The sequence below is a fragment of the Lentibacillus sp. L22 genome (assembly GCF_040812445.1).
GTDB classification, from domain to species: Bacteria; Bacillota; Bacilli; order Bacillales; family Amphibacillaceae; genus Lentibacillus_C; species Lentibacillus_C daqui.
Genome location: NZ_JBFNXI010000024.1, coordinates 25,467 through 47,523 on the forward strand (window position 1 = coordinate 25,467; position 22,057 = coordinate 47,523).

Below are 22,057 nucleotides of genomic sequence, written 5' to 3' on the forward strand. Positions count from 1 at the left end.
CAATTAAATTATTTCGTCAACCAATAAGGTCTTGAAATCTCAGCATTCTCGGTTATCTTACACATGCATGAAAGTTAATTATACTCCGTTATAACTTGTATTAGGGCTTTCAACATCTTTTCCTATCTTTATAATCAGTGAGTTTAAATTTCAGTACAAACTCTTGCTGCCCTCAGGTACTTTGAACGGATTTTCTTTATTTATCCGGTCGTAAAACATAATTCCATTTAGATGGTCTATTTCATGTTGAATCACAATGGAAGGGTATCCGCTAAGTTTCAATACTATTTCTTCCCCTGATAGGTTAAACCCTTTTACTTTAACCCGTTCATATCTTGGAACAAACCCTTGTATATTCCGGTCAACAGAAAGACATCCTTCGCTTTGCGGCAAATAAATCATGGATACAGAATGACTGATTATTTTCGGATTGATAAGGGTATATTCGTGTTCTCTACCTTTTTCGTCTGTTAAATATGCTGCAAACATACGCTTGTTCAAACCAATCTGATTTGCTGATAAACCTACACCTGCACGTAATTTATATTTTTTGGCAAGATTCGGGTCCTGGCTACTTTTCAAGAAGTTCATCATGCAAATTAGTGTTTCCCGATCTTCTTTGGAGGGTGGCACTTTTACTTCTTGTGTGGCTTGATGCAGAATAAGGTTTCCTTCTCTAACAATATCCTTCATCTTAATTAAATAATCCGTATTAAATTTATCCATAATGAAACAACTCATCCACCTTTACTTTTAATACTTGTGATAATTTAGCGGGAGATACTTATCCTGGATACATGAGGGGCGGAAAAGCAAGCCAACAAAAAATTCAACAGTTATCCTTTATAAGCCTATAATATTACGCCAGCGAAGTTTCCCTGCAACACTTGTTTCTCCTTCTGATTTGTGCACAAGAAAGATGCCACAATCGATGTCCGATTATTATCTTGCTTTTCCAGCTCCTCGATCGTTACTTCACATGTTATTGTGTCCCCTGTGAAAACTGGTCTCAAAAACTCAAAATTCATTGTACGAGCCAGTACATTGTTATCTCCGCCAATTTTTGTTGGTAATGTGGCGGTCAACAACCCTTGAATAACAAATCTTCCCTGTTCATCAGGGTTGGTATGGTGATTACCCTCATCCCGGGATACTTTTGTAAACAATTCAACATCATCTTTTGTGAATGTCCGTTCAAACCTGATGTTATCTCCAACTTTTAAATTCAACCTGCACTCCTCCTCGGAATGAAAAAACATATTAGCGTTGTCAAATTTGAAATCTAAACTATTGAACTACTTTCTATACGTGAAAATCTTCAGGTTCATAGCCTATTTCTCCTTTAAAAAACGAGTAACCGTAAATAACAATGTGGCCACTGATTCATATATCCTCAGCAGCCTGTTTTCTTGTTAAATTGATATTTCCTGGCTGCATACTATTATTATATTTTCGAACCCATTTGTGCTGAAACCACTTCTCCAATATGGTTGATAACTGTAGGGTCCTCCAGTCCTGTCACATCACTGGTGACATTCCCGCTTGTCAGAACTTCTTTTAGGAGTCGCCGCATAATCTTTCCGCTGACTGTTTTGGGCATAGCCTTAACAAAGAAGATCTGTTGAGGGCGGGCGAACTGACCAATTCCACCTACGATACTTTCTTCAATTTGTTTTTTCAAATCATTATTGGCCGTGAATCCATTTGCCAGGGTTGCAAAAACGACAGGAACTTCACCCTTGATTTCATCCGGGGCGCCGATAACCGCTACTTCAGAAATGGCGGCACATTCCAGTACGGCATTCTCCAATTCCATGGTGCTTAAACGATGACCCGAGACATTGAATGCATCATCAGAACGTCCCACTACCCAAAAATACCCATCTTCATCCTCTAAAGCATGATCACTAGCATAATAGCTTCCTTCCACCTGGCTGTAATATTTTTGATAATATCTCTCAGGTTCTTTCCATAGTGTTCGGCACAGCATCGGGAATGGTTTTCGGATAACCAGGTTCCCTAACGTACCCTTGGGAACGGGGTTTCCATCATCATCAACAATGCCCACATCCGCACCCAAAAATTGAACACCTGCTGAGCCTGGCTTCATAGGTGTGAGCCAAGCAGCACCAGCCAAAGGACATCCTGCCGTCTCCGTTTGTCCCCATGTATTATTGACACAAATATTACCTCCACCCAATACATCTTTCGTCCAAAGCCATGTTTCCGGATCAAACGGTTCTCCAACCAACGAAACAACATCAAGACAAGAAAGATCATACCGCTGAAGCGACTTTTCTCCGAGACTTCGAAGCATACGTAATGCAGTTGGAGCGGTAAATAACTTGTTCACCCGATATTTTTCGATGATTTGATAAAAGCGATCCTGCTCTGGATAATTGAGGGCGCCTTCATAAACAACCGTCGTAACTCCGTTTGCCAAGGAGCCAACAACTCCCCAGATGTGCATCGTAAGCCAACCTACATCAGCTGTACACCAAAAAACGTCATCCGGATGATGATCCATATGATATTTGGCATATACATAATTTTGAACGACAAAAGCCATACCAGCATGGACAACCCCTTTAGGTTTACCTGTTGTCCCACTTGTATAGAAAACAATACCTGGCTCATTTGCCTCAATGGGAACAGGCTCAAAATGAATAGCTGCCTTTTGCCGTTCCTCATGCCACCAAACATCTCTTCCTTTTTCCATAGACGGTTTCGTGCCTAGACGATCTACAACAATAACCGCTTCTACACTGGAAATATCATCAATGACATGATCAACCTTTTCCTTAAGTGGAATTACTTTACCACGCCGTAAACTTGCATCAGCGGTAACAACCACTTTCGGCTCATAACTGGACAGTCGATCCTTTAAGGATTGTTCGGAAAAACCGGAGAAGATTGTACTATAAACGGCCCCTAATCGAAAACAAGCAAGAATAGCAATAAACGATTCCGCAAGATTTGGGAGATAAATAGCAACAGGATCGCCCTTCTTCACTCCCAAAGACTGAAGAATGTTGGAAAAACGATTTACTTCCATAAGTAGCATTTGATAAGTGTAAAAACTTGTTTCTCCATCTTCTCCTTCCCAAATTAACGCGGTTCTATTACCTGCCCCGTTTGCGATATGCCGATCTAATAAGTTGTAGCAAGGATTACTGATGCCCCCTTGAAAAAACTCAAAGTCTGGCAAACTCCCACTAATCGTTTTTTTCCATGGTTTTAACCAGTGTAGTTCTTGGGCAACGTTATTCCAAAATGCCTCAGGATCTTCCTGCGATCTTTTTAGTAATGCTTGGAACGCTTCACTGCTACCAATTTCAGTTAACTCCTGCCTCGCCTTATCTGGATAGACAATCTCACTACCATTGATAATGTCATGAATCCCTCCAACATCTGTACGCAAATGCATCTCCTCCTTAATGAAATGTTTTTCCCTGTTTACAATCCATTTTGAAACCGTTAACACTTTAACTGTGCCCAAATCGCCTGAATAATGGATTTATTTAAATCATATATATTTCTGAATAGCTTGTCAATACAGGCATTTGGTGACAATGTATATATACTATTAAATTATGCTTCAGGCATTTTAAACATTGGTAATCTGCTGTTTTCCATAACCACGTTTTCGTACTTATTATTCGTTCTATTCGGCTGCGTTTGCTCGCTCCATAATTTCCTGGACTATCGCGTTTTTGGCATCTGCATAGTGTTGCACATGTCGCCACTCGTGCTGAGCCAGAGTGCACTTAACACGCGCGTATTTGCTCCGATCAGCATCGTTGGTACGTAGCCAATCACGAAAGCGTAACATTCGGCCGGCTTCGGATGCCCCTTTGCTGAACACGTGTAGATTGATGTCTGTATCAGGCCCCTTGAACATACGGTGCTCAAACCATTCGGGTTCCCTAATACGTAGTGTGTAGCCAGCCCTTTCAAAGTCCGGGACATAGGCCATCTCATCGGCAGCATCCGCTACAATCAGTAGAATATCAATGATTGGCTTGGCACATAATCCCGGCACTGAAGTTGACCCAACATGCTCTACTTGCAGTGCCTTGTCACCAAGTACGGAGTGAATCCGAGTTGCCTCCCGATCAAATAGCCCTGGCCAGCGCGGATCATACTTTATTAGAGTGATAGGTGCATTGTGAGGTTTACGCTCTCCAACCGTGACCTTCTGAAGATCTTCATCACTTTTAGGTATTGGATTTGAACCATTTTGCATCGGCAATTATCCTACCTCCATCAATTTTTAATTAAAAAGATGTTTAATAAACCAATTGTATATCAGCATTGGAATAGGATTCAACAGGCGAATATAACTTAACTTTTTGCTTTTTTTAATATTGATATAGTCAAACATTGATGTCATCTCAAAAAAGGCAAATTAGCTATTTTTATAAATTTCATTTGAACTATTAGCTAATACCATGTATAGTATAAGTTAATTAGCTAATAAAAGGATGTGTCGAAAATGAGAGTGCCTTCAACTAAAATCCAAAATAACTTCGGAAAATACTTGAAGTACGTGGAAGCTAACGAAGAAATCATTGTAACGAAAAGCGGAAAAGATGCTGCAACAATTGTGCCTTGTCATGACACAGATTCGATCAGGGAAGAACAACCAGAATATCAATCTTCAAGCGGTTGGATGACTTATGAAGAATTTCTGGAATTAACGGAGAAATCGGAACAACGGTTTGAATTAATTGATGGTGTTATCTACAACCTTACCTCTCCTACTTACAAGCATCAACATGTAGTTAGCGAACTTCATGGTACATTTTATAATTGGTTTAAAGGGAAAACGTGTGTACCGCTTACATCCCCGTTTGATGTGACTTTCTTTAAGGAGGAAAACAACATCTGTGTGGTCCAACCGGATATTGTGGTCATTTGCGACAAGGATAATTTGAATGAGAAAGACAAATATAAAGGGACGCCAACCCTGGTGGTCGAAGTATTATCGCCTTCCACGAGAAGTAAAGATATGCTGAAGAAGCTTGAGTTATATAAACAATGTAATGTCAAAGAATACTGGATTGTTGACCCTATTAATGAACATATTTTGATTTACGCTCTGGAGAATAATGAAATTGTAAATAACAAAACGTACTCAAAAATTGCCCACCAAGCGGTTCATTCCGATTTATTTGAAGGATTGGAAGCAGACTTGCAGGATGTATTCGCTTGATCAATTGCTCTTTTTCCCTGGAAATTAAAAACCCTCCTCGGATAACCATATCCAAAGAGGGTAAAACGGCGTAATTTTTATAAATTAACGATTCATCTTTTTCAAAACGGTCCTAATAGAATGAAGTGTTTTTAAAGTATCATTTATCCCATCAAACTTTGGGTTTCTTCCATAGTCCAAGTACGAGACCGGATATGACGGATCCGATGAGAAGCGCCAGCAGGAAGTACAGGGCAGGCATCAAACCGGTTAGTCCAATAACGAAAACACCACCATGGGGAGCTGGTACCGAAATCGCCCAAAGTTGTGTCAAACCACCTGCAATCGCCGCACCAATTACCGATGAACCAATCACGCGAACCGGGTCGGCTGCTGCAAATGGAATCGCACCTTCCGTAATGAAGGTCAATCCCATGATATAGTTGGTCAGACCTGATTGCCGCTCTTCTTCCGTAAATTTATTTTTAAAGAAGGTACTTGCTAAAGCAATCGCAATCGGAGGAACCATCCCGCCGATCATCACTGCGGCCATCAAACTGCCGTCTCCGGTATCGGAAAACAAGCCAATCGAAAAAGTATAAGCTGCCTTGTTGAACGGTCCCCCCATATCAATCGCCATCATACCGCCAAGCAGCGCACCTACCAGCACTGCATTTCCAGTACCAAGATTCTCAAGGAAGGTCATCATTGCCGTGTTAATCATCGAAAATACCGGGCCAATAACAAAATACATGGATAATCCAATTAAAAGTAGTCCCGCTATAGGATAGAGCAAAATGGATTTCAAACCATTTAGTGACTTTGGTATGTTACGGAACAACCATTTTACAAAAACAACAAGATAACCAGCTAGAAAACCACCAACCAGTCCGCCCAGAAAACCGGCATCACTATTAACTGCCATCAAGCCGGCAACCAGACCAGGCATCAAACCGGGTCTATCCGCAATACTCATGGCAATGAAACCAGCGAGAATCGGGATCAGGAAATTGAACGCATTTTCACCGACCGTATTGAAGAACACAAAAAGCTCGGAATCTTCCCCCAGAAAACCTTCAAACAAGAAGGAAATGGCCATCAGAATACCGCCGCCTACAACAAAGGGGAGCATGAAGGAAACACCGTTCATTAAATCTTTATAAATTTTTCTCCAGACAGATTTGGATTGTTTTGCTCCGTTGTCCTCATCACCCGTTGCCTCTTCTGCATGAAAAATGGGTGCATCCTGATTGACTGCTTTGGTAATTAATTCCTCGGCTTTATTAATCCCATCACTGACCGGCCTCTCCAGTACAGGTTTTCGATCAAACCGAGCCATTTCCACATTCTTGTCAGCGGCAATGATGACTCCAACCGCTTTCTTAATTTCTTCACTTGTCAGGGCGTTTTTAGTACCATCCGATCCATTCGTCTCAACACGAATAGCAACATCCATTTTATCGGCTTGTTTCTTTAGTGAGTCTTCCGCCATATAAGTATGGGCAATTCCTGTTGGACATGCAGTGACGGCCACAACAAATGGCTTTTCGGTTTCCTCTTTTCCATTTTCCTCCTGGTTTTCCTCGGATTCACGTTCTGATTCTTCCCGTTGAAATAGAGCATGCACCTCATCCGGTGTAGCTGCCTGCTTTAATTGTTCCACAAAATCTTTATCAATCAGCATTCTGGAAAGTGCAGCCAACGTTTGTAAATGCGTATCATTCGCGCCATCCGGTACCGCTATCATAAAAAATAAATAGGATGGCTGTCCGTCAAGTGCTTCATAATCAACTCCACTCGTGCTTTTCGCAAATAGCACAGTTGGTTCGGTGACCGCATCTGTCTTTGCATGCGGCATGGCGATCCCATCACCCAAACCGGTGGATGTTTGTGCCTCACGTTTTAAAATTTCTTCCTTGAATGTCCCGGCATCATTTACGACTTGTTTCGCCTCAAGACGGGACACCATTTCATCGATTGCAGATGACTTGTCCTGAGCCTTCAAATCCATGATCATGATATCTTTTCTCAGTAAATCAATGATTCTCATGGTTTTCATCCTTTCTTTTTTCAACCTATGGAATTCGGGTGATGGTTATTTCTTTTCGTAATGCTTGAATATCCTCACCTGTTGCCAAATCAGCAGAAAAAGCTGTGGCACTACCTGCTGCCAGGCCCATACGGAATGCCTCCAGCGCATGTTGCGTTTCGTTATACTTCCCGGTAAATCCAGCAATCATGGAGTCTCCCGCGCCCACTGAATTTTTGACCTCACCTTTGGGACTATAACCTTGAAAGATACCCTCTTTTGTAAACAACAACGCTCCATCGCCAGCCATGGACACAATTACATGTTTAGCTCCCAGATCCAGTAACTTTTTTCCATAGTGCATGACCTCATCCCGGCTACGAAGTGTTACATCAAATAACTCGCCTAGTTCCTCCAGATTTGGTTTTACCAAAAGTGGTTCATAAGCCAATACAGATTTCAAGGAATCCCCTGTTGTATCAATAACAAATGCCCCTCCTGAATGGTCAATTTGTTTCACCATTTTTTCATAAAAATCCCCTGGCAAAGATGGCGGAGCACTACCGGATAAAATAACCGTATCTTTTTCTGTTACCTTTTTAAGCTGTTGGAGTAATTTTTCTCTTTCTTGCGGTAGTATATCCGGGCCAAGACTGTTGATTTCCGTTTCTTTATCCGATTTAAGCTTAATGTTGATCCTCGTTTCACCTTTAATAGGAATGAAATCTGTGCTGATTGCCTGTTGCTGTAGTTGTTCCGCTATAAATTCCCCGGTAAATCCACCGAGAAATCCTAATGCTGTATTTTTATATTGAAGTCTATCAAGCACCCGGGAAACATTGATCCCTTTTCCACCAGGGAACTTTGCCTCATCATCCATTTTATTCAAATCGCCAAGCTTCAGCTGATCAACTTGAATCACATAATCAATGGAAGGGTTCAGCGTTATGGTATAAATCATTTTCCTTCTGCCTCCAAAATCGTTGCTTTTTCTTTATAGTATTGCAGATTGTCAGGTATTTTATCTGTTACAATGGACACTTCCTCCATTTCACATACTTTTGCAAAACTGACTTTATTCCATTTGGATTGATCCGCCAGAAGATACGTGACAGCAGCTTGTTTATGCGCCCGTTGCTTTAACGCTGCTTCCTCAGGGTCAGGAGTGGTGCAGCCGAATTCCGGGTCAATTCCATTCATACCCAAAAACACTTGATTAAAGCGATAGTTTTTTAATTCATTCAAGCTAACTGAACCAATAATAGCCTTTGTTGAATGCTTGATCTTTCCCCCAATTAGAAAAGTCTCTATTTGTTGATCTGCAAGGAGGGAAGCATGCTGAATACCATTTGTCACAACTGTAATAGACTTCCCTTTTAAATGGGGAATCATGGCAAGTGTTGTGGTACCGGCATCAATAAAGATGACATCGTTACCTTGAATAAGCGATGCAGCTTTTTTTCCAATCGCACTTTTCCCCTGAATGTTTTTGAATGATTTTTCAGAAGTAGATAATTCCTCATCTAACTGATAAATTCGTTTGGCTCCTCCATGGATGCGTTTCAGCTCCCCGGCATCTTCCAACTGTCCAAGATCCCTTCTGATTGTTGACTCGGAACATTCAAGTTGGTTCATTAAATCCTGTGATTTCACGATCCCGTCCCGCTTTAACACTTGTAAAATAAATGCATGCCGTTCTTCTGTTAACATCGCATCAACCCTCCAATAACATTATAATAACATCAAAAACAGTCATAATCAATCAAAAAGGCAACCGCTTTCTTGAAAATGTAGTAATCGTTCTCTTAATCACCGTTTCTCCAATCCGTAATAATGTGAAGCCTAATTCCATTGGTGCTCCCACGTCTGCCTTGTAAGGTTTAGAAAAATACGCCATAATCCCATATTTTGTGATAAATGAAAGGAATCCATTTTGAAAATAACATTGATCAAAATGGATTCCTTTTCATTAGGTAGATGATTGAACTTAACAATCAGCCAGTTCCCGTCACCATATAAATATTTTTTAAACCCGCAGTGAGCCACGGAAGCCTCTGGCACTATAGTAAGAGGATGCACCGTTGTGATACACGAAGACATGCCCAAAGCGATAATCACAAAATAGGGCACCACCGAGTTCTCTAATATCAGCTGGTGTTTGCACCCAACTCGATGTTTTCATATCGAAGTTTTCAAGTTTCTGCAACGCTCGATATTGTTCTACGGTTAAAAGTTCGATGCCCATGGCAGTTGCCATATCGATAGCATTATTTTCCGGTTTATGTTTTTTTCTTGACTCTTGTCCTTCACGGTCATAACAAACACTTCTGCGACCTTTAGGGCTTTCGGCTGAACAATCATAAAAAATGTATTCGCTCTTCCCTTTATCATAACCAATAACATCTGGTTCTCCGCCAGTTCTTTCCATTTCGTTGAGTGACCACAGTTTTTCCGTATTCACTTCAAGCTTTTTTTGGATTTTAGCCCATTCAAGACCTTCGTGACGGTGCATATTTTTTTCAAAACGGGCTTTCAACACACTGAGTAAATCTCCACATTGTTCCTGTGACAACTCCCTTTTGTTGCTGATTCCTTTTGTCATTTTGGTTTCTCCTTATCGTTTTTACCCATAGTGGTTTAAATACTTGCTTGAATTCAGTTTACATTAAATGAAGCGATTAATGAAAGGCCCAACATCGAACCACTTGAAAACCAAAACGAAAATTGGTGATCATGAGATGTACTTTCTTGGTAGATAGGAAGCAGGCTGGGCTTTGAATCGTCTGTCAGACGCACTCTCTCGGCAGATAGGAAGCAAAACAAACGTACATTGAATCGACCGTGAGGCACACTCTCTCAGCGGATGGAAAGCAAATCGCACTGTGAATCAACCGTGAGGCGCACTCTCTCAGCATTTTCCTGGCATGAACACATTGAAGCCAGGATTTTTTATACTTATCCATCAAAAAAACAGAACATATTCACCCGGTCCTATACATGCGAGTCCACTTGCAATTGCAATAAGGTGTAGATTATATTCGTAACCACCCTTTTGCAGATATCCATTTTTACCATGCACTTTAATGATGGCAACCAGCATAGTGATCACCACTAATACAGCCCCAAGCCTAATCCATAACCCAGTGGCAATTAAAAGTCCGGACACTATTTCAGCCGAAGCTACAACAAGTGCGTTCAACATGGGGGGTTTCACATTCATGGATGCCAGGGTTTCAGAAAATTTCTTTAGGCCTGTACCCTTAAACCACCCGAACATCTTTTGTGCACCATGAGCGGCGAAGGTTAATCCCATCACCAGACGAATAATCAAGAGTCCAAGGCTCATCATACTGCTCATCATCTATCCCTCCTCCTGTTTAAGCTTCCAAAACATTATCAATAACTTTTGTGATTAGTCTTTGGAGTTCATTCATTTCTTCTTTAGTCATATTGGCAGCAATCGTTTCACGTATTTTCTGTTGAACTGGCAGGACTGAATGAGCAAGCCGTTTGCCTTCATCCGTTAAATGGATCCTAAAGGTACGTTTATCAGAAGGGTGCTCGACCTTTTTGATGTACCCTTTTCCTTCCAGGCTATTGATCATACGTGCGATACTGGCCTTGTCCTTTTTGAGTTCTGATACGAGTTCATGAGATGAAATTCCATCTTTCTTCCAAAGCATCATCATTATAAAATTTTGCTCCGGTGCGAGGTTGAAAGGCTTTAAATGTTTCCTTACATAATTTGCAATCGTTAAATCTGCATGGTGAATTAAAGCACCCATATGATTATTCGCGTTCAAAGGGCATCCATCCTCCCAAAATGTTGTTGACTAGACAACGTTGATGCAACAACAATACATCGATTCATTATCTTTGTCAACAAAATAGCTGGTTTGGTTTGGAGAAACACGTAAATTTATTGAATCAGCAGACGAAATGCAGTATCTCTTATTCCTCTTTTGTACCATGATCATCTGTATGCCCCTCTGATCCGCTGAATGAATCTGATCCATCTCCTTGATCTCCATCATGAAATGGCGGCAAAACATCTGTGATTTCTTCTTCATTGTTTGCATATTGAACTGGTTTATCCTTTTTTTCATCTTTAATCACGATGGCGGTTAACAGGACGCAAATGCCGATACAAATGATTGTAATGATTATCAGAGCAAGGATATCCTTTGATACCGTTGTTCCGCCGAGCAAAAGATCAAAACTGCCGTCAACGGAATATTTCATGGGCATGACTTTCCCCAAGTGATAGTAAAAATCCGGTAACGCCACGCGCGGTATGGATCCACCAGCTAACATGGTTTGTATAATAAGAATCGTGATGTTAAAAAACAACCCGTACAAACCGAAAAGGATGACAAAAATTTGAGTTAAAGCGATAAAAGCTAACATCACAAGAAATTGGAATCCCCAAATGGCAAAAAAGCCTTTCACCATCGGCACTTGAAATAAAACCAACAGTTCACTTGCGATAAAGGAGCAAATGATGGCAATCACAACGTTAATTCCATTTCTTACAGCAAACTTCTGCCATTTGTTAGCCACATCGCCAATCATTCTCGACGCATTAAATAAGTTCAATTGCAGAATCATTGCCGCGATAAAGCCCGCCAGCCCCAACATAAACGGTGCCATGAGATTGCCCATGTTCTCTTCTTGATGGATTTTATGAACATCGGGAATAACCCTTTGTGATGCCTGGTGGACAAGTTTTTGTATTTGTCCTTGTGGAATATTTGGTTTTCCCATGATCCTTTCCAAAGCATGGGTGGCAAACTGTTGGTCAATCTTCGCTGTCACTGTTGCAGCTGTTTGTGTCACCGTATTTCCGATCAGCAAGGGATTTGATTCATTAACAAAGAAATCAATTTGTGCCTTGTCTTGAAGATTTCCAACACGTTGGGTAAAGTTTTCCGGAACACGAACAATCATCTGAATAGTACGTCGCTCTAATTTCTCCCTTGCTTGAGGTAAAGAGTGTTCAACTTTAGTACGAAAAGGGAGTTGCTTTGCAAGGGCATTGGTTAAAGCAGGACCTATTTCCGTATCTTCATTAATGATCGCTACCTTCAGATGTGAGGTATTATTCGGGATACTCCCAAAGCCGGTTTGCCAACAAATAATAAACAAAAACTGATAAAATATGGCGATACATATTCCGAAAATGGCAAGTCTGTGTGTAAGTATATGTGTAATGGCATTCTTCAAAATCGCAACCCCCTTCACCTTGAAAGTTGTCCATTCACCATTTACATGCATTACTGGAATCCTCTTTAAATTGTGCTAATGACAGGTTTTTATTCCATAGTTTAACCTGCCCTGGGGAGGATAGTTCGGCAAGCCAACGAGCTTTTTCAAAGGAAGGCCGACTAAAAACGGGCTTTGCGCCAACGTCGGCATACCCCTTTTGCAGGGGCATGTCATTTCTACCGGACTTTTTGAACATCCTCTATCAGTATCACCTTTTGTTTTTTGTAAATAATAAGCTTGTTAAGCAATAAATGAAGGAGGATTTGTATGCAACAACAAGATCAACAAAGCACAAAAAATTCCAGTACGAAACCAGGATTTGCCGGAACCGATGCCAAAAAAGTCAAGCAAGAAATTCAGAAAGATATAAGCGAAGGACAAGGTGCAATGACTTCCCGTGAGGCAAGCGCAATGCGTGATTAAAATTTTGCGCCCGCTTGTTTAAGTACATTCGTTCACAAAAAAGAGGCTGTCCCGATTGGTTATGACTTTTTAACCTTGGAACAGCCTCTTCCTTCTTAAAGTATATGTTCTAATTAAAATTCGTTTTGTTCACTTGATTCAGCGGGGTAGAAAGACCCCCCCACTGAATGAAGTTTCACTTTATTCATCCCTCTTTTCTGTTTCCCACCATAATGAATCTTTTGGGTTTTCAACAGCTTCTTTATACTCGGACTTGGAGGCCACTGTTGGGTAGGAACCTTTTAGAGATTTTCCTGTTGTGCTACTGAACAGGAATGAAATCACCAAAAACCCGATAATACTGAAGATTGTCAGGTAAAAACCAGGGGCTAAGTTGTTCCCGGTTTGGTGGACCAGCCATGTTGAAACCAATGGGGTAGTCCCGCCAAATATGGAAACAGAGACATTAAAGGTCACAGCCAATGTTCGATATCGTATATCTGTGTAAAACATTGTTGGCAACGATCCAGGCATGGTACCTTCATAAGTTGAAAGCAGAACACCCAAAATGAGAATGCCTAAAGAAACAAATATTAAACCATTCAAGTTTAATAAATAAAAAGCGAAAATGGATAACAGGGTTAATCCGCCTAAACCAATTAAGAAAACAGTCTTGTTTCCAATGTTATCACTGAGCCTTCCAAACATGAAAGCAAGTGGTACCATGATAATCATTGTAACCGTAATCAATACGGTTCCTACTGTGCTGGATAATCCAATAATTTCATCCAAATAAGAAGGCATGTATGATAGTAACATGTAGTTTGTCACACTAAAGAATGCGACAGCCACGAAACAAACCAGAACATCTCTTTTGTGGTTTTTCAAAATAGACAGGAAGCTTTCCTCCTCGATGTCATCATCGGAGAGTTCATTTTCAAAAATCGGCGTTTCCCCTAAACTCCTTCTTAGGTAAAAGCCAACCAACCCTAGAGGTAAGCCGAGTAAAAACGGTATTCTCCACCCCCATGAGGCCATCTGTTGATCAGATAATGTAATAAAGAGGACACTGGCAAGTAGTGAAGCTAATATATAACCGGTGAGCGTACCAATTTCTAATCCACTTCCCAGCATATTACGTTTGTTATCTGGGGAGGATTCCGCAATATAGACCATTGCACCAGCGTATTCACCACCAGTTGAAAAGCCCTGAATAATTCGAGCGATTAATAAGAGGATAGGTGCCCATATACCTACTTGATCGTATGTAGGTAATAAACCAATTAGTAATGTGGACAAAGCCATTAAAATAATTGTGACGGTTAAAACCACTTTTCGTCCATATTTATCACCGACTTTACCAAATATAATACCGCCTAATGGGCGCATTAAAAAGGCTATCGCAAATGTGGCAAATGTGAAGACCAATTTTAGCTCATTATTCTCAACTGCACTAAAAAAGTTTTGGCTGATAATAACTGCCAAATAGGAATATAAACCAAAGTCAAACCATTCCATAGCGTTTCCTACCCCTGTAGCAAACACGCTTTTCTTCGTTTGTTTTATATCGACAACATTAATTTTTTTCTTGTTAAATTTCATTTTACCCTGTGTCAACTCCTTCTCAAAGCCAAACTCACTGGCATTACATTATTTAGGATGTAATAAAAAATTATTTAGTTATTTATAAGTCAGCAGAATCTCGCTCCCAATTAATGTTGCTTGCTGTCATTATCTTTCCCTTCCCGGACTGCCATATCCCTTATAATTGGTATGAACTTATTGGTAACAACTTAAAAGGCAGATCTGGTGTTCAAAAAAGGAGCATACACCATTACAAATGGCTTGTATGTTCCTTTAAACGTAACGATTAAACGAAAGAGTGATGCAAATATTCCAGCTGAATTGACCATCAAACTCAAAAAATAGTAATTATGGAAGAAGATATAGAGAGGGACATACTGGTTAATAATGATTTTTTATGTAAAAAGCTGGTTTCCCAAAAAGGAAAACCAGCTTTTCATTCTTGCTTATATTAGGCCACAACATCGTAGCCTTGCTCTTCAATAGCTTCTTTCATGGCATCAACAGTTACTTTTGAATCATCAAAGGTAACATCCACACTGCCCGCTTCCAAATTAACCTCAGCTGCTGATACACCATCTAATTTATTTAATGCACCCTCAACTGACGCTTTGCAATGATCACATGACATGCCTTGTACATTTAAAGTTGTCTTCATGACCTTCTCACCTCCTTTAAAGTTGTCTGGAAATTATATCTTCACTCTCTTTAAGCGAAGAGAGTTAGAAACAACACTTACTGAACTTAGTGCCATTGCTGCACCAGCGACCCATGGTGCAAGGAATCCGATTGCTGCAACCGGGATTCCTGCTGTATTGTAGCCGAAAGCCCAGAAGAGATTTTGACGGATATTTTTAATCGTAGCATGACTGATTTTGATGGCTTTTGGTATGAGCAATAGCTCCCCACCAAGAATCGTAAGGTCAGCAGCTTCAATGGCCACTTCTGTACCAGTTCCAATGGCAATTCCAATATCTGCAGTGACCAACGCAGGTGCATCGTTTACACCGTCACCAACCATTGCTACCTTTTTGTCCTCGTCCTGAATTTCTTTGACTTTATCCGCTTTTTCTTCAGGTAATACCTGCGCAATCACATGGTCGATTCCTACTTGTTTTGCAATAGCTTGGGCTGTTCTTTCATTATCACCTGTTAGCATGATTACTTCCAGACCTTGTTCTTGTAACTCTTTGATTGCTTGTGGGGCCGTTTCTTTAATGGTATCGGCAACCGCAACAATTCCGCGATATTTTCCATTAATGGCAATCAACATCGCTGTCTTGCCATTGGTTTCAAATGCAACTAATTTCTCCTCGTTAGCACCAATATCAATTTGCTGGTCATTCATCAATTTGCGATTGCCAACAAAAATTTGTTTTCCGGAAATTTTCGCTTCAATACCATGGCCAGGTATAGCAGTAAAATCATCCACATCCAATAAATCGATGTTATTCTCCGTTGCGTAGGCCACGATCGCTTCTGCAAGTGGATGTTCTGATCCTTTTTCTGCACTGGCTAATAATTGTAATGCTTCTTCATCACCCGTAAAATCCGTTACTTCCGGTTTTCCTTTCGTGATGGTTCCTGTTTTATCAAGAACAATCGCATTCAACTGATGGGTTCTTTCCAGGTGTTCTCCACCTTTAAAAAGAATTCCGTTCTCTGCAGCTTTTCCTGTTCCTACCATGATCGAAGTTGGCGTTGCAAGCCCTAACGCACATGGGCAGGCAATAACAAGTACAGCAATTGCCGCAACCAATGCAGGTTCAAATTGGCCAGGCTGGACAAACGCTATCCAGATGATAAATGTCAGAATGGCAATCCCTACAACGATCGGAACGAAATAGCCGGAAATGACGTCAGCTAAACGTTGAATTGGCGCTTTCGATCCTTGAGCTTCTTCCACAACTTTGACAATCGATGCAAGGGCAGTATCTTTACCAACCTTTGTTGCTTCCATTTCAATTGAGCCATTTTTGTTTATCGTCGAACCAATAACACTTGCGTCTACGTCCTTTTCAATTGGGATGGATTCCCCTGTAATCATTGATTCATCGACAGAAGTTTTTCCCTTTACAAGCCTGCCGTCTACAGGTATTTTCTCCCCAGGTTTTACAACTAATCGATCACCAACGACAACTTCATCAACTGGAACCATGACTTCCTCGCCATTTCTTATGATGCGAGCTTCTTTTGCCTGTAAATTAAGCAAAGAGGATAGTGCATTCGTTGTCTGGCTTTTCGCTTTTGCTTCCAAATACTTGCCAAATAAAATCAATGTGATCAACACAGCACTTGTTTCAAAATACAGATGCGGTTCATACGCCGGATTGCCGATAGTCTTCAATGCTTCGTATAAACTATAAAAATAAGCAGCACTTGTACCTAATGCAACAAGTACATCCATGTTCGCTCCACCATTACGGAGGTTCTTATAGGCGCCGACATAAAATTGCCATCCGATGATAAATTGCACAGGCGTTGCCAATACAAATTGAAACCATGGATTCATGAATATTGCCGGTAAATTCATGCCAAATAAATGAACGAGCATCGTTAATACTAATGGTGCAGCCAATACAGCCGAAATGATCAGCTTCGTCTTCTTATGTTGCAGTTCTTTTTCTTTATGCGTTTGCTTTTCCGCTGCTTCGGCTTTAGGTTTTGCATCATAACCTATATTTTTGATTTTCCCAATCAATGCTTTAAGATCTACCAGTCCGGGGTTATACTCTATAGACGCGGTTTCTGTTGTTAAGTTTACAGCGGCAAATTGAACCCCTTCTTGCTTATTCAAAACCTTTTCAATACGGCTCGAACATGCAGCACAGGTCATTCCAAAAACATCGAGTTCTGCTTTTTCCATTAAAACACCGTAGCCGACATTTTCAATTTTCTTGGTGATATCTTCAATGGAAGTTTTCTCTGAATCGTAATCTACGGTGGCCTTTTCTGTCGTTAAATTAACTTGTGCTTCCACACCGTCCATTTTATTTAAAACTTTTTCAATACGACTGGAACATGCAGCACAAGTCATTCCTGTTATACCTAATGTTGCATGATTTGCATCACTCATAACAATCCCCCCTACTTGGAAAACTGCTTCAATACATCCATTAATTCCTCAATCGTTTCTTTACCTTCACCTTGTTTGATCGCATCACTGACACAATGGTTGATATGTCTTTCAGTGACGGCGAAACCTACATTTTTTAATGCGGATTGAATGGCACTGATTTGTACTAAAATATCGACACAATATCGATCCTCTTCCACCATTTTCTGTATGCCGCGAACTTGACCTTCGATACGTTTCAAACGGTTAATAACTTTTTGCTTTTCATCTTGTGTTCTTGGTTTACTTGGGTGATCACGTAAGAATTTATCCAAATGAATCACTTCCTTTTCTGTTCTATCTATACTATACCCCCATAAGGTATTTATGTCAACAGAAAACCTTCATATATTGCAAAATAACTCGTAAATGGTTATTACCATATTGAAAGCACAGTCTGAATTTGTCATTTTAACAATAACCTGTATCAAGCCCACTTAAAGATGGTAGCGTAATCTGAATAATCACAGCATCCATCATCACAAGGAAATTCGCAAAGCGCAACAAAAAGAGTGCTTTCCAACGCCTTGGATCAGGTTGCGAAATTGTCGGTGAATGTGTAGACATACTAATATTCCTTCCAGTATTACATTTTAATTTTACTACTTACCTTACTGGGGGCGGGTATAATTTTTTCAAAAAAAAAAAAAAAAAACTCCCCTAACCGAGATATCAGGGTATATAATGACAGCTACCCTACATTTAACAGCTTCTTTATTTCATCCTTATTCCTCTCAAACCCTGTCATGCTTTTTGGCTTTTTTCTCAACCCTAAGAAGGAGGACTGAGAAAAAACGATTCCCGGAACGATTCTATTTCCCGTTACCTTTATCAGATCTTTTTCTTTTGCTGGTTGTTTTGCTAAATCGTACTCCTTGTGAGGAATATGATGGCTTTGCAAGAACTTTTTCAAGTCTTGGCAATCAGAACAAGTAGGTCTGGTGTAGACTTCAAGTTGATAGTTGTTCATATTATCCTACCCCTCGTAGCTTATTAATGATCTTGCTCATGCTTTTACTTCGATAATAAAAGGATAGACGTGCACTCCATCTCCAAACTTAAATTCCGCCCAGATTTTGTACATGCCAGGTCTAGAAAAATGCGCATTGAACGTGGTTGTATCATCTGATTCTGGATGGACATGAATATACTGTTTCACATCCTCATCTACAATAACCACATGACCTAAGGCACCTAAATATGGATCCGATTTTTCCCCGTGTGTGTCAAATCTCAAAGATACTTCTTCCCCAACTATTGCATCCACGGCATCTAACGTGACTGTCTTCCCATCACGCTCTTTCGTCCAATTATCCTTTCCATCAAGACGTACTTTACTTGTTTCATTTGTCCCGACCTGTAACGTATTTGGTGTAATTTGGTATACCTTATTCTCCGGTGCAATATCAACGAACGCCTGATAGGTACCATCATTTAGAGCCTGGTTTACAGCATACAATCCTTGTTGTTCCTTCTCTGGATGCAAATGATAATACTCCTCTAAATCATTAGAGACCATGATGAAATGCATCTCTTTTTCATGTTGTATTGCAAGTTCAGGAGGGTTCCCCGTATCATCTTCCAATTCAATGAAAACTTTCCCATTATTGTATGTGACATTCGTTTTGACCTCTGATTCGACATGAGACTCATGATGATGATGTTGACTGTGATCCATTGTTTCTTCCTCCTTGTGAACTACTTCTAAAATTTTATATTGGTTATGGTCTATTCCGCTACTTTGAAAGGGGCTATCTCCAGTAATCAAGCTATACGTTAAAATAACCAACCCAAAATATAAAATACCTGGAGAAACTCACTTTTGCTTGTCATAGCTCTCTGACTAAAAGGATATAAAATGTTGTTATATAGAGATCGCACTACATAAGCACGATCACTAGGCGACATCATACCCTTGTTCTTCAATAGCTTCTGTAATATCCTTCAAGTCCAGTTTTTCTGGATCAAAGGTTACGTCGACTTTTCCATCTTGCAAGTGAACCTGTACCGCTTCAACCCCGTTTAGTTCTCCAATATTTCCTTCGATAGCGTTCACGCAATGTCCACAAGACATACCTTGTACGTTAAGTGTTTTATTGGTCATTCAAATTACCTCCTTATTTTAATTCCTTTCTAATTTACCATACCCATGTTGGGTATTTAAAGTTTAAAAAATTATATGCATTCTACAACGCATATGTTCATGTAAATTTGAATGAAGGAGTTCGGCCGGGATAGTGGATTCGATATAGGATACTCCTCTAGTGAATTTCTCCACTTTAACTGCAGCGGATAAAATATCTTCTAAAAAACTTTAGGCTCCCTCTGCATATATAGCACTCCCCCCAAAATACTGGGTCTTAAAGCGGGTTTAATATCATCTAATATGACTAAATCTATCGGCTTCTGAAAATGATCCTCAGGGTTGAATTTTAAGTCCATGTAATTATCAAAAGACAAGTCCGCATCACTAAATTCTACTATCATATCAATATCGCTGTATTTTTTTGCTCTTCGCAGCTGTAGGAACCGAACAAGCCATTTGCAAATTATCACGTGACAGATATTTTTCATTACCGACCTCTCATAACTCAGACGTTTCTAGTGCCTCGGCTACTTCTCTTTTAAATGCCGAATGTCTCCAATATTTACTGCGATATTTCTCGACAAAGCGAAGTCCATCTTGTTTATTTCTACTGCTTGCCAGCGTCTCAGCCATTGCAACCAACAGTTTCGCCGCCTTATTATAACTTCCCCTGTGTTTATTACCCACGATCGCGTCTATCCTCCTTCCCGTTTCATTTCTGCACCATGTCAAATAAAATTCTTCTTGTTCTTCTGTTAAATAAACAGCGCTTTTCACCTGATTTAGGACTTGATTGTATTTATCCATATTTATCTCTTGATTACCAAAAATACCCCTGGAAATAGCATACCTCCACTGATCCTTAAGAACTTTTGAATTATTGTTACCCCTAGACAATACATCCATCAAAAAGGTGAGCATAATCGGTTTAGGATGCGCAGCGGAACTCCACCCCAAAGAGCCCTTTCCTTGACACATCTCAAATACTTTCTCATATCTGCCGCCTAAGATAAGCGCTTGAATGTAATCTCCTTCATCGATTGTTGTATGCCGGCTATCTGTAAATCTAAATATTTCACCACGTACACTTCCCTCATCCCTTAATTCATTCATTCTATTTTCCACTTCATCTCTTATCTCATCCAAACAGTCTTCTTTTTCAGCCAAAATATACAAATCCAGCAAATATTTGATGGAAGGATTGGAATGAAAACTTTCCCCAAGACCCTTTAATTCCATTCTGCTGTCATTGTGTTCACGACCAATTTCTGTCATCTTTTCGGCAATATTCGCCCTTACTGTAAAGTTGTCCGGAATTTTTTCCAATCCTTCTGTAACAACCTTAAGCATGGACTCCTCTTTACCTTCTTTTTCCAAAGCCCAAATCCAGTCCATATATGCTTCCGGAAATTTGTCTGCATAGCTGCTTGCAAAAGCTGCTATGGCTTGAATACCACCCTTAAGAAAAACAGCTTCCCGAAGTAACTGATTAACATGGAAAGGTGGTTTTTCCTTTAAGAATTCAATCCAATCTGTCAAAAAGGCGTGAAAGTCTGGTAATGGCGCATCCAATGAATCGCATACATCGGTAAGGTTAACCCTTGGTGAGGTCCAATAAGCAAATTCATTCATTGTTTCAAATAGTAGATTCACCCGATCTTCAGGTTTGGCATTCAAGTAAACCGACCTGAGGAAAAGAGCAATTTGCTCGTGCAGATCAACTTCCAGCATATGATTGATGTCCAAAACTCCCGGAAGAAATCCCGGTTCCTCTCCCATTTCCAGTATGTCGAACAGTTTTCTATATACTTCTTCTGCAGCCTCATGATGACCTTCACGAAGCAAGTTTCGGGCTTTAAGGAAAAAGTTGTCCATTTCCCCGGACCAGCTCTCATCACCGAAGTCCCTTTCTTCCTTTAGATCATCATCCCATCCATACCCATCGACATAAGCACCATCTTCCACATCCTTAGCAAAAGTTTCAATTTCACCCCTCAAGGTATCAGCATCTGTTTGTGACATTCCCTCCTGATTTTCCAGTTTCAATTTGTTCAAAAAATCCATCCGCTTATCCGGAAGTTCTTCAGCCGCCCATTCCATTATCAGATTCCGGATTTCTTCTGCTGAATAATCAGCCAGTCGCCGCTGCACTTCACTCATAAACCCTTTATAGCTCCATCTTTCCATTGTATTCCCGTCTCCCTTCTATGCTTTAAATCTATCAAAAACTTGTCTGTTTTGCCAAATGTCGACTGTTGTTCCCGTAACTCGACCTACTTTATCCATTATTCCACTGTGAATGTTCTTTGCTATTTTGTTGGGTCAACACCAAAACCAATGGTTGATATTGATAGGTAAATATGGTAATGGTGCTAAATAAAT

The 22,057-nt window shown here is 40.3% G+C and carries 23 protein-coding genes; 2 read left to right on the top strand and 21 right to left on the bottom strand.

Annotation, left to right across the window (positions count from 1 at the left end):
* Window positions 1-150 precede the first annotated feature (150 nt).
* From def to ABRT01_RS11510, 4 genes are all read right to left on the bottom strand, one after another.
* Window positions 151-726 (bottom strand): peptide deformylase, encoded by a 576-nt coding sequence (def, locus tag ABRT01_RS11495; protein ID WP_269410996.1) that lies wholly within the window; start codon window positions 724-726, stop codon window positions 151-153.
* Window positions 727-851: 125 nt separating this feature from the next.
* Window positions 852-1,229, bottom strand: a complete 378-nt coding sequence (locus ABRT01_RS11500) for a hotdog domain-containing protein (RefSeq protein ID WP_269410995.1) — start codon at window positions 1,227-1,229, stop codon at window positions 852-854.
* A 215-nt stretch (window positions 1,230-1,444) separates the two neighbouring features.
* Window positions 1,445-3,421 (bottom strand): acetate--CoA ligase, encoded by a 1,977-nt coding sequence (locus ABRT01_RS11505; protein WP_367747253.1) that lies wholly within the window; start codon window positions 3,419-3,421, stop codon window positions 1,445-1,447.
* A gap of 243 nt (window positions 3,422-3,664) precedes the next feature.
* Window positions 3,665-4,246: a GrpB family protein gene (locus ABRT01_RS11510; protein ID WP_269412422.1), complete on the bottom strand. Its 582-nt coding sequence runs from the start codon at window positions 4,244-4,246 to the stop codon at window positions 3,665-3,667.
* Between the two features lie 249 nt (window positions 4,247-4,495).
* Here ABRT01_RS11510 and ABRT01_RS11515 point away from each other — a divergent pair, with 249 nt between their 5' ends.
* Window positions 4,496-5,215, top strand: coding sequence for a type II toxin-antitoxin system prevent-host-death family antitoxin (locus ABRT01_RS11515; protein ID WP_269410993.1), 720 nt, complete (start codon window positions 4,496-4,498; stop codon window positions 5,213-5,215).
* Window positions 5,216-5,366: 151 nt separating this feature from the next.
* Here the strand turns inward: ABRT01_RS11515 and ABRT01_RS11520 are convergent, their stop codons facing one another.
* The 7 genes from ABRT01_RS11520 to ABRT01_RS11550 all read right to left on the bottom strand — a co-directional run bounded on the left by ABRT01_RS11520 (window position 5,367) and on the right by ABRT01_RS11550 (window position 12,497).
* Entirely contained in the window at window positions 5,367-7,244 is a 1,878-nt protein-coding gene (locus ABRT01_RS11520; RefSeq protein ID WP_367747258.1) for a PTS fructose transporter subunit IIABC, read from the bottom strand.
* Window positions 7,245-7,269: 25 nt separating this feature from the next.
* Window positions 7,270-8,184 (bottom strand): 1-phosphofructokinase, encoded by a 915-nt coding sequence (pfkB, locus tag ABRT01_RS11525; RefSeq protein WP_269410991.1) that lies wholly within the window; start codon window positions 8,182-8,184, stop codon window positions 7,270-7,272.
* Window positions 8,181-8,933 (bottom strand): DeoR/GlpR family DNA-binding transcription regulator, encoded by a 753-nt coding sequence (locus ABRT01_RS11530; protein WP_269410990.1) that lies wholly within the window; start codon window positions 8,931-8,933, stop codon window positions 8,181-8,183. The genes pfkB and ABRT01_RS11530 overlap by 4 nt, the downstream gene beginning before the upstream one ends.
* 316 nt (window positions 8,934-9,249) lie before the next feature.
* Entirely contained in the window at window positions 9,250-9,825 is a 576-nt protein-coding gene (locus ABRT01_RS11535; RefSeq protein WP_269410989.1) for a DUF4256 domain-containing protein, read from the bottom strand.
* Between the two features lie 360 nt (window positions 9,826-10,185).
* A complete protein-coding gene (locus ABRT01_RS11540) occupies window positions 10,186-10,572 on the bottom strand; it encodes a DoxX family protein (protein WP_269412421.1) in 387 nt (128 codons plus the stop codon).
* 28 nt (window positions 10,573-10,600) lie between these two features.
* Window positions 10,601-11,026 (bottom strand): MarR family winged helix-turn-helix transcriptional regulator, encoded by a 426-nt coding sequence (locus tag ABRT01_RS11545; RefSeq protein WP_269410988.1) that lies wholly within the window; start codon window positions 11,024-11,026, stop codon window positions 10,601-10,603.
* A 148-nt stretch (window positions 11,027-11,174) separates the two neighbouring features.
* Window positions 11,175-12,497, bottom strand: a complete 1,323-nt coding sequence (locus ABRT01_RS11550; RefSeq protein WP_269410987.1) for a YhgE/Pip domain-containing protein — start codon at window positions 12,495-12,497, stop codon at window positions 11,175-11,177.
* Window positions 12,498-12,755: 258 nt separating this feature from the next.
* On the opposite strand from ABRT01_RS11550, the gene ABRT01_RS11555 reads away from it, so the two are divergent.
* Window positions 12,756-12,911 carry a hypothetical protein gene (locus tag ABRT01_RS11555; protein WP_269410986.1) on the top strand — a complete coding sequence of 52 codons (156 nt, stop codon included), beginning with the start codon at window positions 12,756-12,758 and terminating at the stop codon, window positions 12,909-12,911.
* Window positions 12,912-13,091: 180 nt separating this feature from the next.
* On the opposite strand, the gene ABRT01_RS11560 is transcribed toward ABRT01_RS11555, so the two are convergent.
* The 10 genes from ABRT01_RS11560 to ABRT01_RS11605 all read right to left on the bottom strand — a co-directional run bounded on the left by ABRT01_RS11560 (window position 13,092) and on the right by ABRT01_RS11605 (window position 21,862).
* Window positions 13,092-14,492: an MFS transporter gene (locus ABRT01_RS11560; protein WP_269410985.1), complete on the bottom strand. Its 1,401-nt coding sequence runs from the start codon at window positions 14,490-14,492 to the stop codon at window positions 13,092-13,094.
* Window positions 14,493-14,925: 433 nt separating this feature from the next.
* Window positions 14,926-15,132: a copper chaperone CopZ gene (copZ, locus tag ABRT01_RS11565; RefSeq protein WP_269410984.1), complete on the bottom strand. Its 207-nt coding sequence runs from the start codon at window positions 15,130-15,132 to the stop codon at window positions 14,926-14,928.
* Window positions 15,133-15,165: 33 nt separating this feature from the next.
* Window positions 15,166-17,550, bottom strand: a complete 2,385-nt coding sequence (locus ABRT01_RS11570) for a heavy metal translocating P-type ATPase (protein ID WP_367747266.1) — start codon at window positions 17,548-17,550, stop codon at window positions 15,166-15,168.
* 11 nt (window positions 17,551-17,561) lie between these two features.
* Window positions 17,562-17,864 (bottom strand): metal-sensing transcriptional repressor, encoded by a 303-nt coding sequence (locus tag ABRT01_RS11575; RefSeq protein ID WP_269410982.1) that lies wholly within the window; start codon window positions 17,862-17,864, stop codon window positions 17,562-17,564.
* A 136-nt stretch (window positions 17,865-18,000) separates the two neighbouring features.
* The gene (locus ABRT01_RS11580; protein ID WP_269410981.1) at window positions 18,001-18,156 is read right to left on the bottom strand and encodes a hypothetical protein; all 156 of its coding nucleotides are present in this window, start codon (window positions 18,154-18,156) and stop codon (window positions 18,001-18,003) included.
* A gap of 124 nt (window positions 18,157-18,280) precedes the next feature.
* Window positions 18,281-18,559: a glutaredoxin family protein gene (locus ABRT01_RS11585; protein ID WP_269410980.1), complete on the bottom strand. Its 279-nt coding sequence runs from the start codon at window positions 18,557-18,559 to the stop codon at window positions 18,281-18,283.
* 36 nt (window positions 18,560-18,595) lie between these two features.
* Complete coding sequence (locus ABRT01_RS11590) at window positions 18,596-19,267, bottom strand: hypothetical protein (protein WP_269410979.1); 672 nt, start codon at window positions 19,265-19,267, stop codon at window positions 18,596-18,598.
* A gap of 219 nt (window positions 19,268-19,486) precedes the next feature.
* Entirely contained in the window at window positions 19,487-19,693 is a 207-nt protein-coding gene (gene copZ / locus ABRT01_RS11595; RefSeq protein ID WP_269410978.1) for a copper chaperone CopZ, read from the bottom strand.
* 200 nt (window positions 19,694-19,893) lie between these two features.
* The gene (locus ABRT01_RS11600; RefSeq protein WP_367747272.1) at window positions 19,894-20,163 is read right to left on the bottom strand and encodes a nucleotidyltransferase family protein; all 270 of its coding nucleotides are present in this window, start codon (window positions 20,161-20,163) and stop codon (window positions 19,894-19,896) included.
* A gap of 10 nt (window positions 20,164-20,173) precedes the next feature.
* Window positions 20,174-21,862 carry a hypothetical protein gene (locus ABRT01_RS11605; protein WP_269410977.1) on the bottom strand — a complete coding sequence of 563 codons (1,689 nt, stop codon included), beginning with the start codon at window positions 21,860-21,862 and terminating at the stop codon, window positions 20,174-20,176.
* Window positions 21,863-22,057 lie beyond the last annotated feature (195 nt).

Coding starts and splice junctions, on each gene's coding strand:
- ABRT01_RS11585 (WP_269410980.1), bottom strand. CDS start 18,559: ATGAACAACTATCAACTTGAAGTCTACACCAGACCTACTTGTTCTGAT.
- ABRT01_RS11520 (WP_367747258.1), bottom strand. CDS start 7,244: ATGAGAATCATTGATTTACTGAGAAAAGATATCATGATCATGGATTTG.
- ABRT01_RS11605 (WP_269410977.1), bottom strand. CDS start 21,862: ATGGAAAGATGGAGCTATAAAGGGTTTATGAGTGAAGTGCAGCGGCGA.
- def (WP_269410996.1), bottom strand. CDS start 726: ATGGATAAATTTAATACGGATTATTTAATTAAGATGAAGGATATTGTT.
- ABRT01_RS11590 (WP_269410979.1), bottom strand. CDS start 19,267: ATGGATCACAGTCAACATCATCATCATGAGTCTCATGTCGAATCAGAG.
- copZ (WP_269410984.1), bottom strand. CDS start 15,132: ATGAAGACAACTTTAAATGTACAAGGCATGTCATGTGATCATTGCAAA.
- ABRT01_RS11510 (WP_269412422.1), bottom strand. CDS start 4,246: ATGCAAAATGGTTCAAATCCAATACCTAAAAGTGATGAAGATCTTCAG.
- ABRT01_RS11535 (WP_269410989.1), bottom strand. CDS start 9,825: ATGACAAAAGGAATCAGCAACAAAAGGGAGTTGTCACAGGAACAATGT.
- ABRT01_RS11555 (WP_269410986.1), top strand. CDS start 12,756: ATGCAACAACAAGATCAACAAAGCACAAAAAATTCCAGTACGAAACCA.
- pfkB (WP_269410991.1), bottom strand. CDS start 8,184: ATGATTTATACCATAACGCTGAACCCTTCCATTGATTATGTGATTCAA.
- ABRT01_RS11540 (WP_269412421.1), bottom strand. CDS start 10,572: ATGATGAGCCTTGGACTCTTGATTATTCGTCTGGTGATGGGATTAACC.
- ABRT01_RS11550 (WP_269410987.1), bottom strand. CDS start 12,497: ATGCATGTAAATGGTGAATGGACAACTTTCAAGGTGAAGGGGGTTGCG.
- ABRT01_RS11560 (WP_269410985.1), bottom strand. CDS start 14,492: ATGAAATTTAACAAGAAAAAAATTAATGTTGTCGATATAAAACAAACG.
- ABRT01_RS11580 (WP_269410981.1), bottom strand. CDS start 18,156: ATGTCTACACATTCACCGACAATTTCGCAACCTGATCCAAGGCGTTGG.
- ABRT01_RS11530 (WP_269410990.1), bottom strand. CDS start 8,933: ATGTTAACAGAAGAACGGCATGCATTTATTTTACAAGTGTTAAAGCGG.
- copZ (WP_269410978.1), bottom strand. CDS start 19,693: ATGACCAATAAAACACTTAACGTACAAGGTATGTCTTGTGGACATTGC.
- ABRT01_RS11570 (WP_367747266.1), bottom strand. CDS start 17,550: ATGAGTGATGCAAATCATGCAACATTAGGTATAACAGGAATGACTTGT.
- ABRT01_RS11600 (WP_367747272.1), bottom strand. CDS start 20,163: ATGAAAAATATCTGTCACGTGATAATTTGCAAATGGCTTGTTCGGTTC.
- ABRT01_RS11515 (WP_269410993.1), top strand. CDS start 4,496: ATGAGAGTGCCTTCAACTAAAATCCAAAATAACTTCGGAAAATACTTG.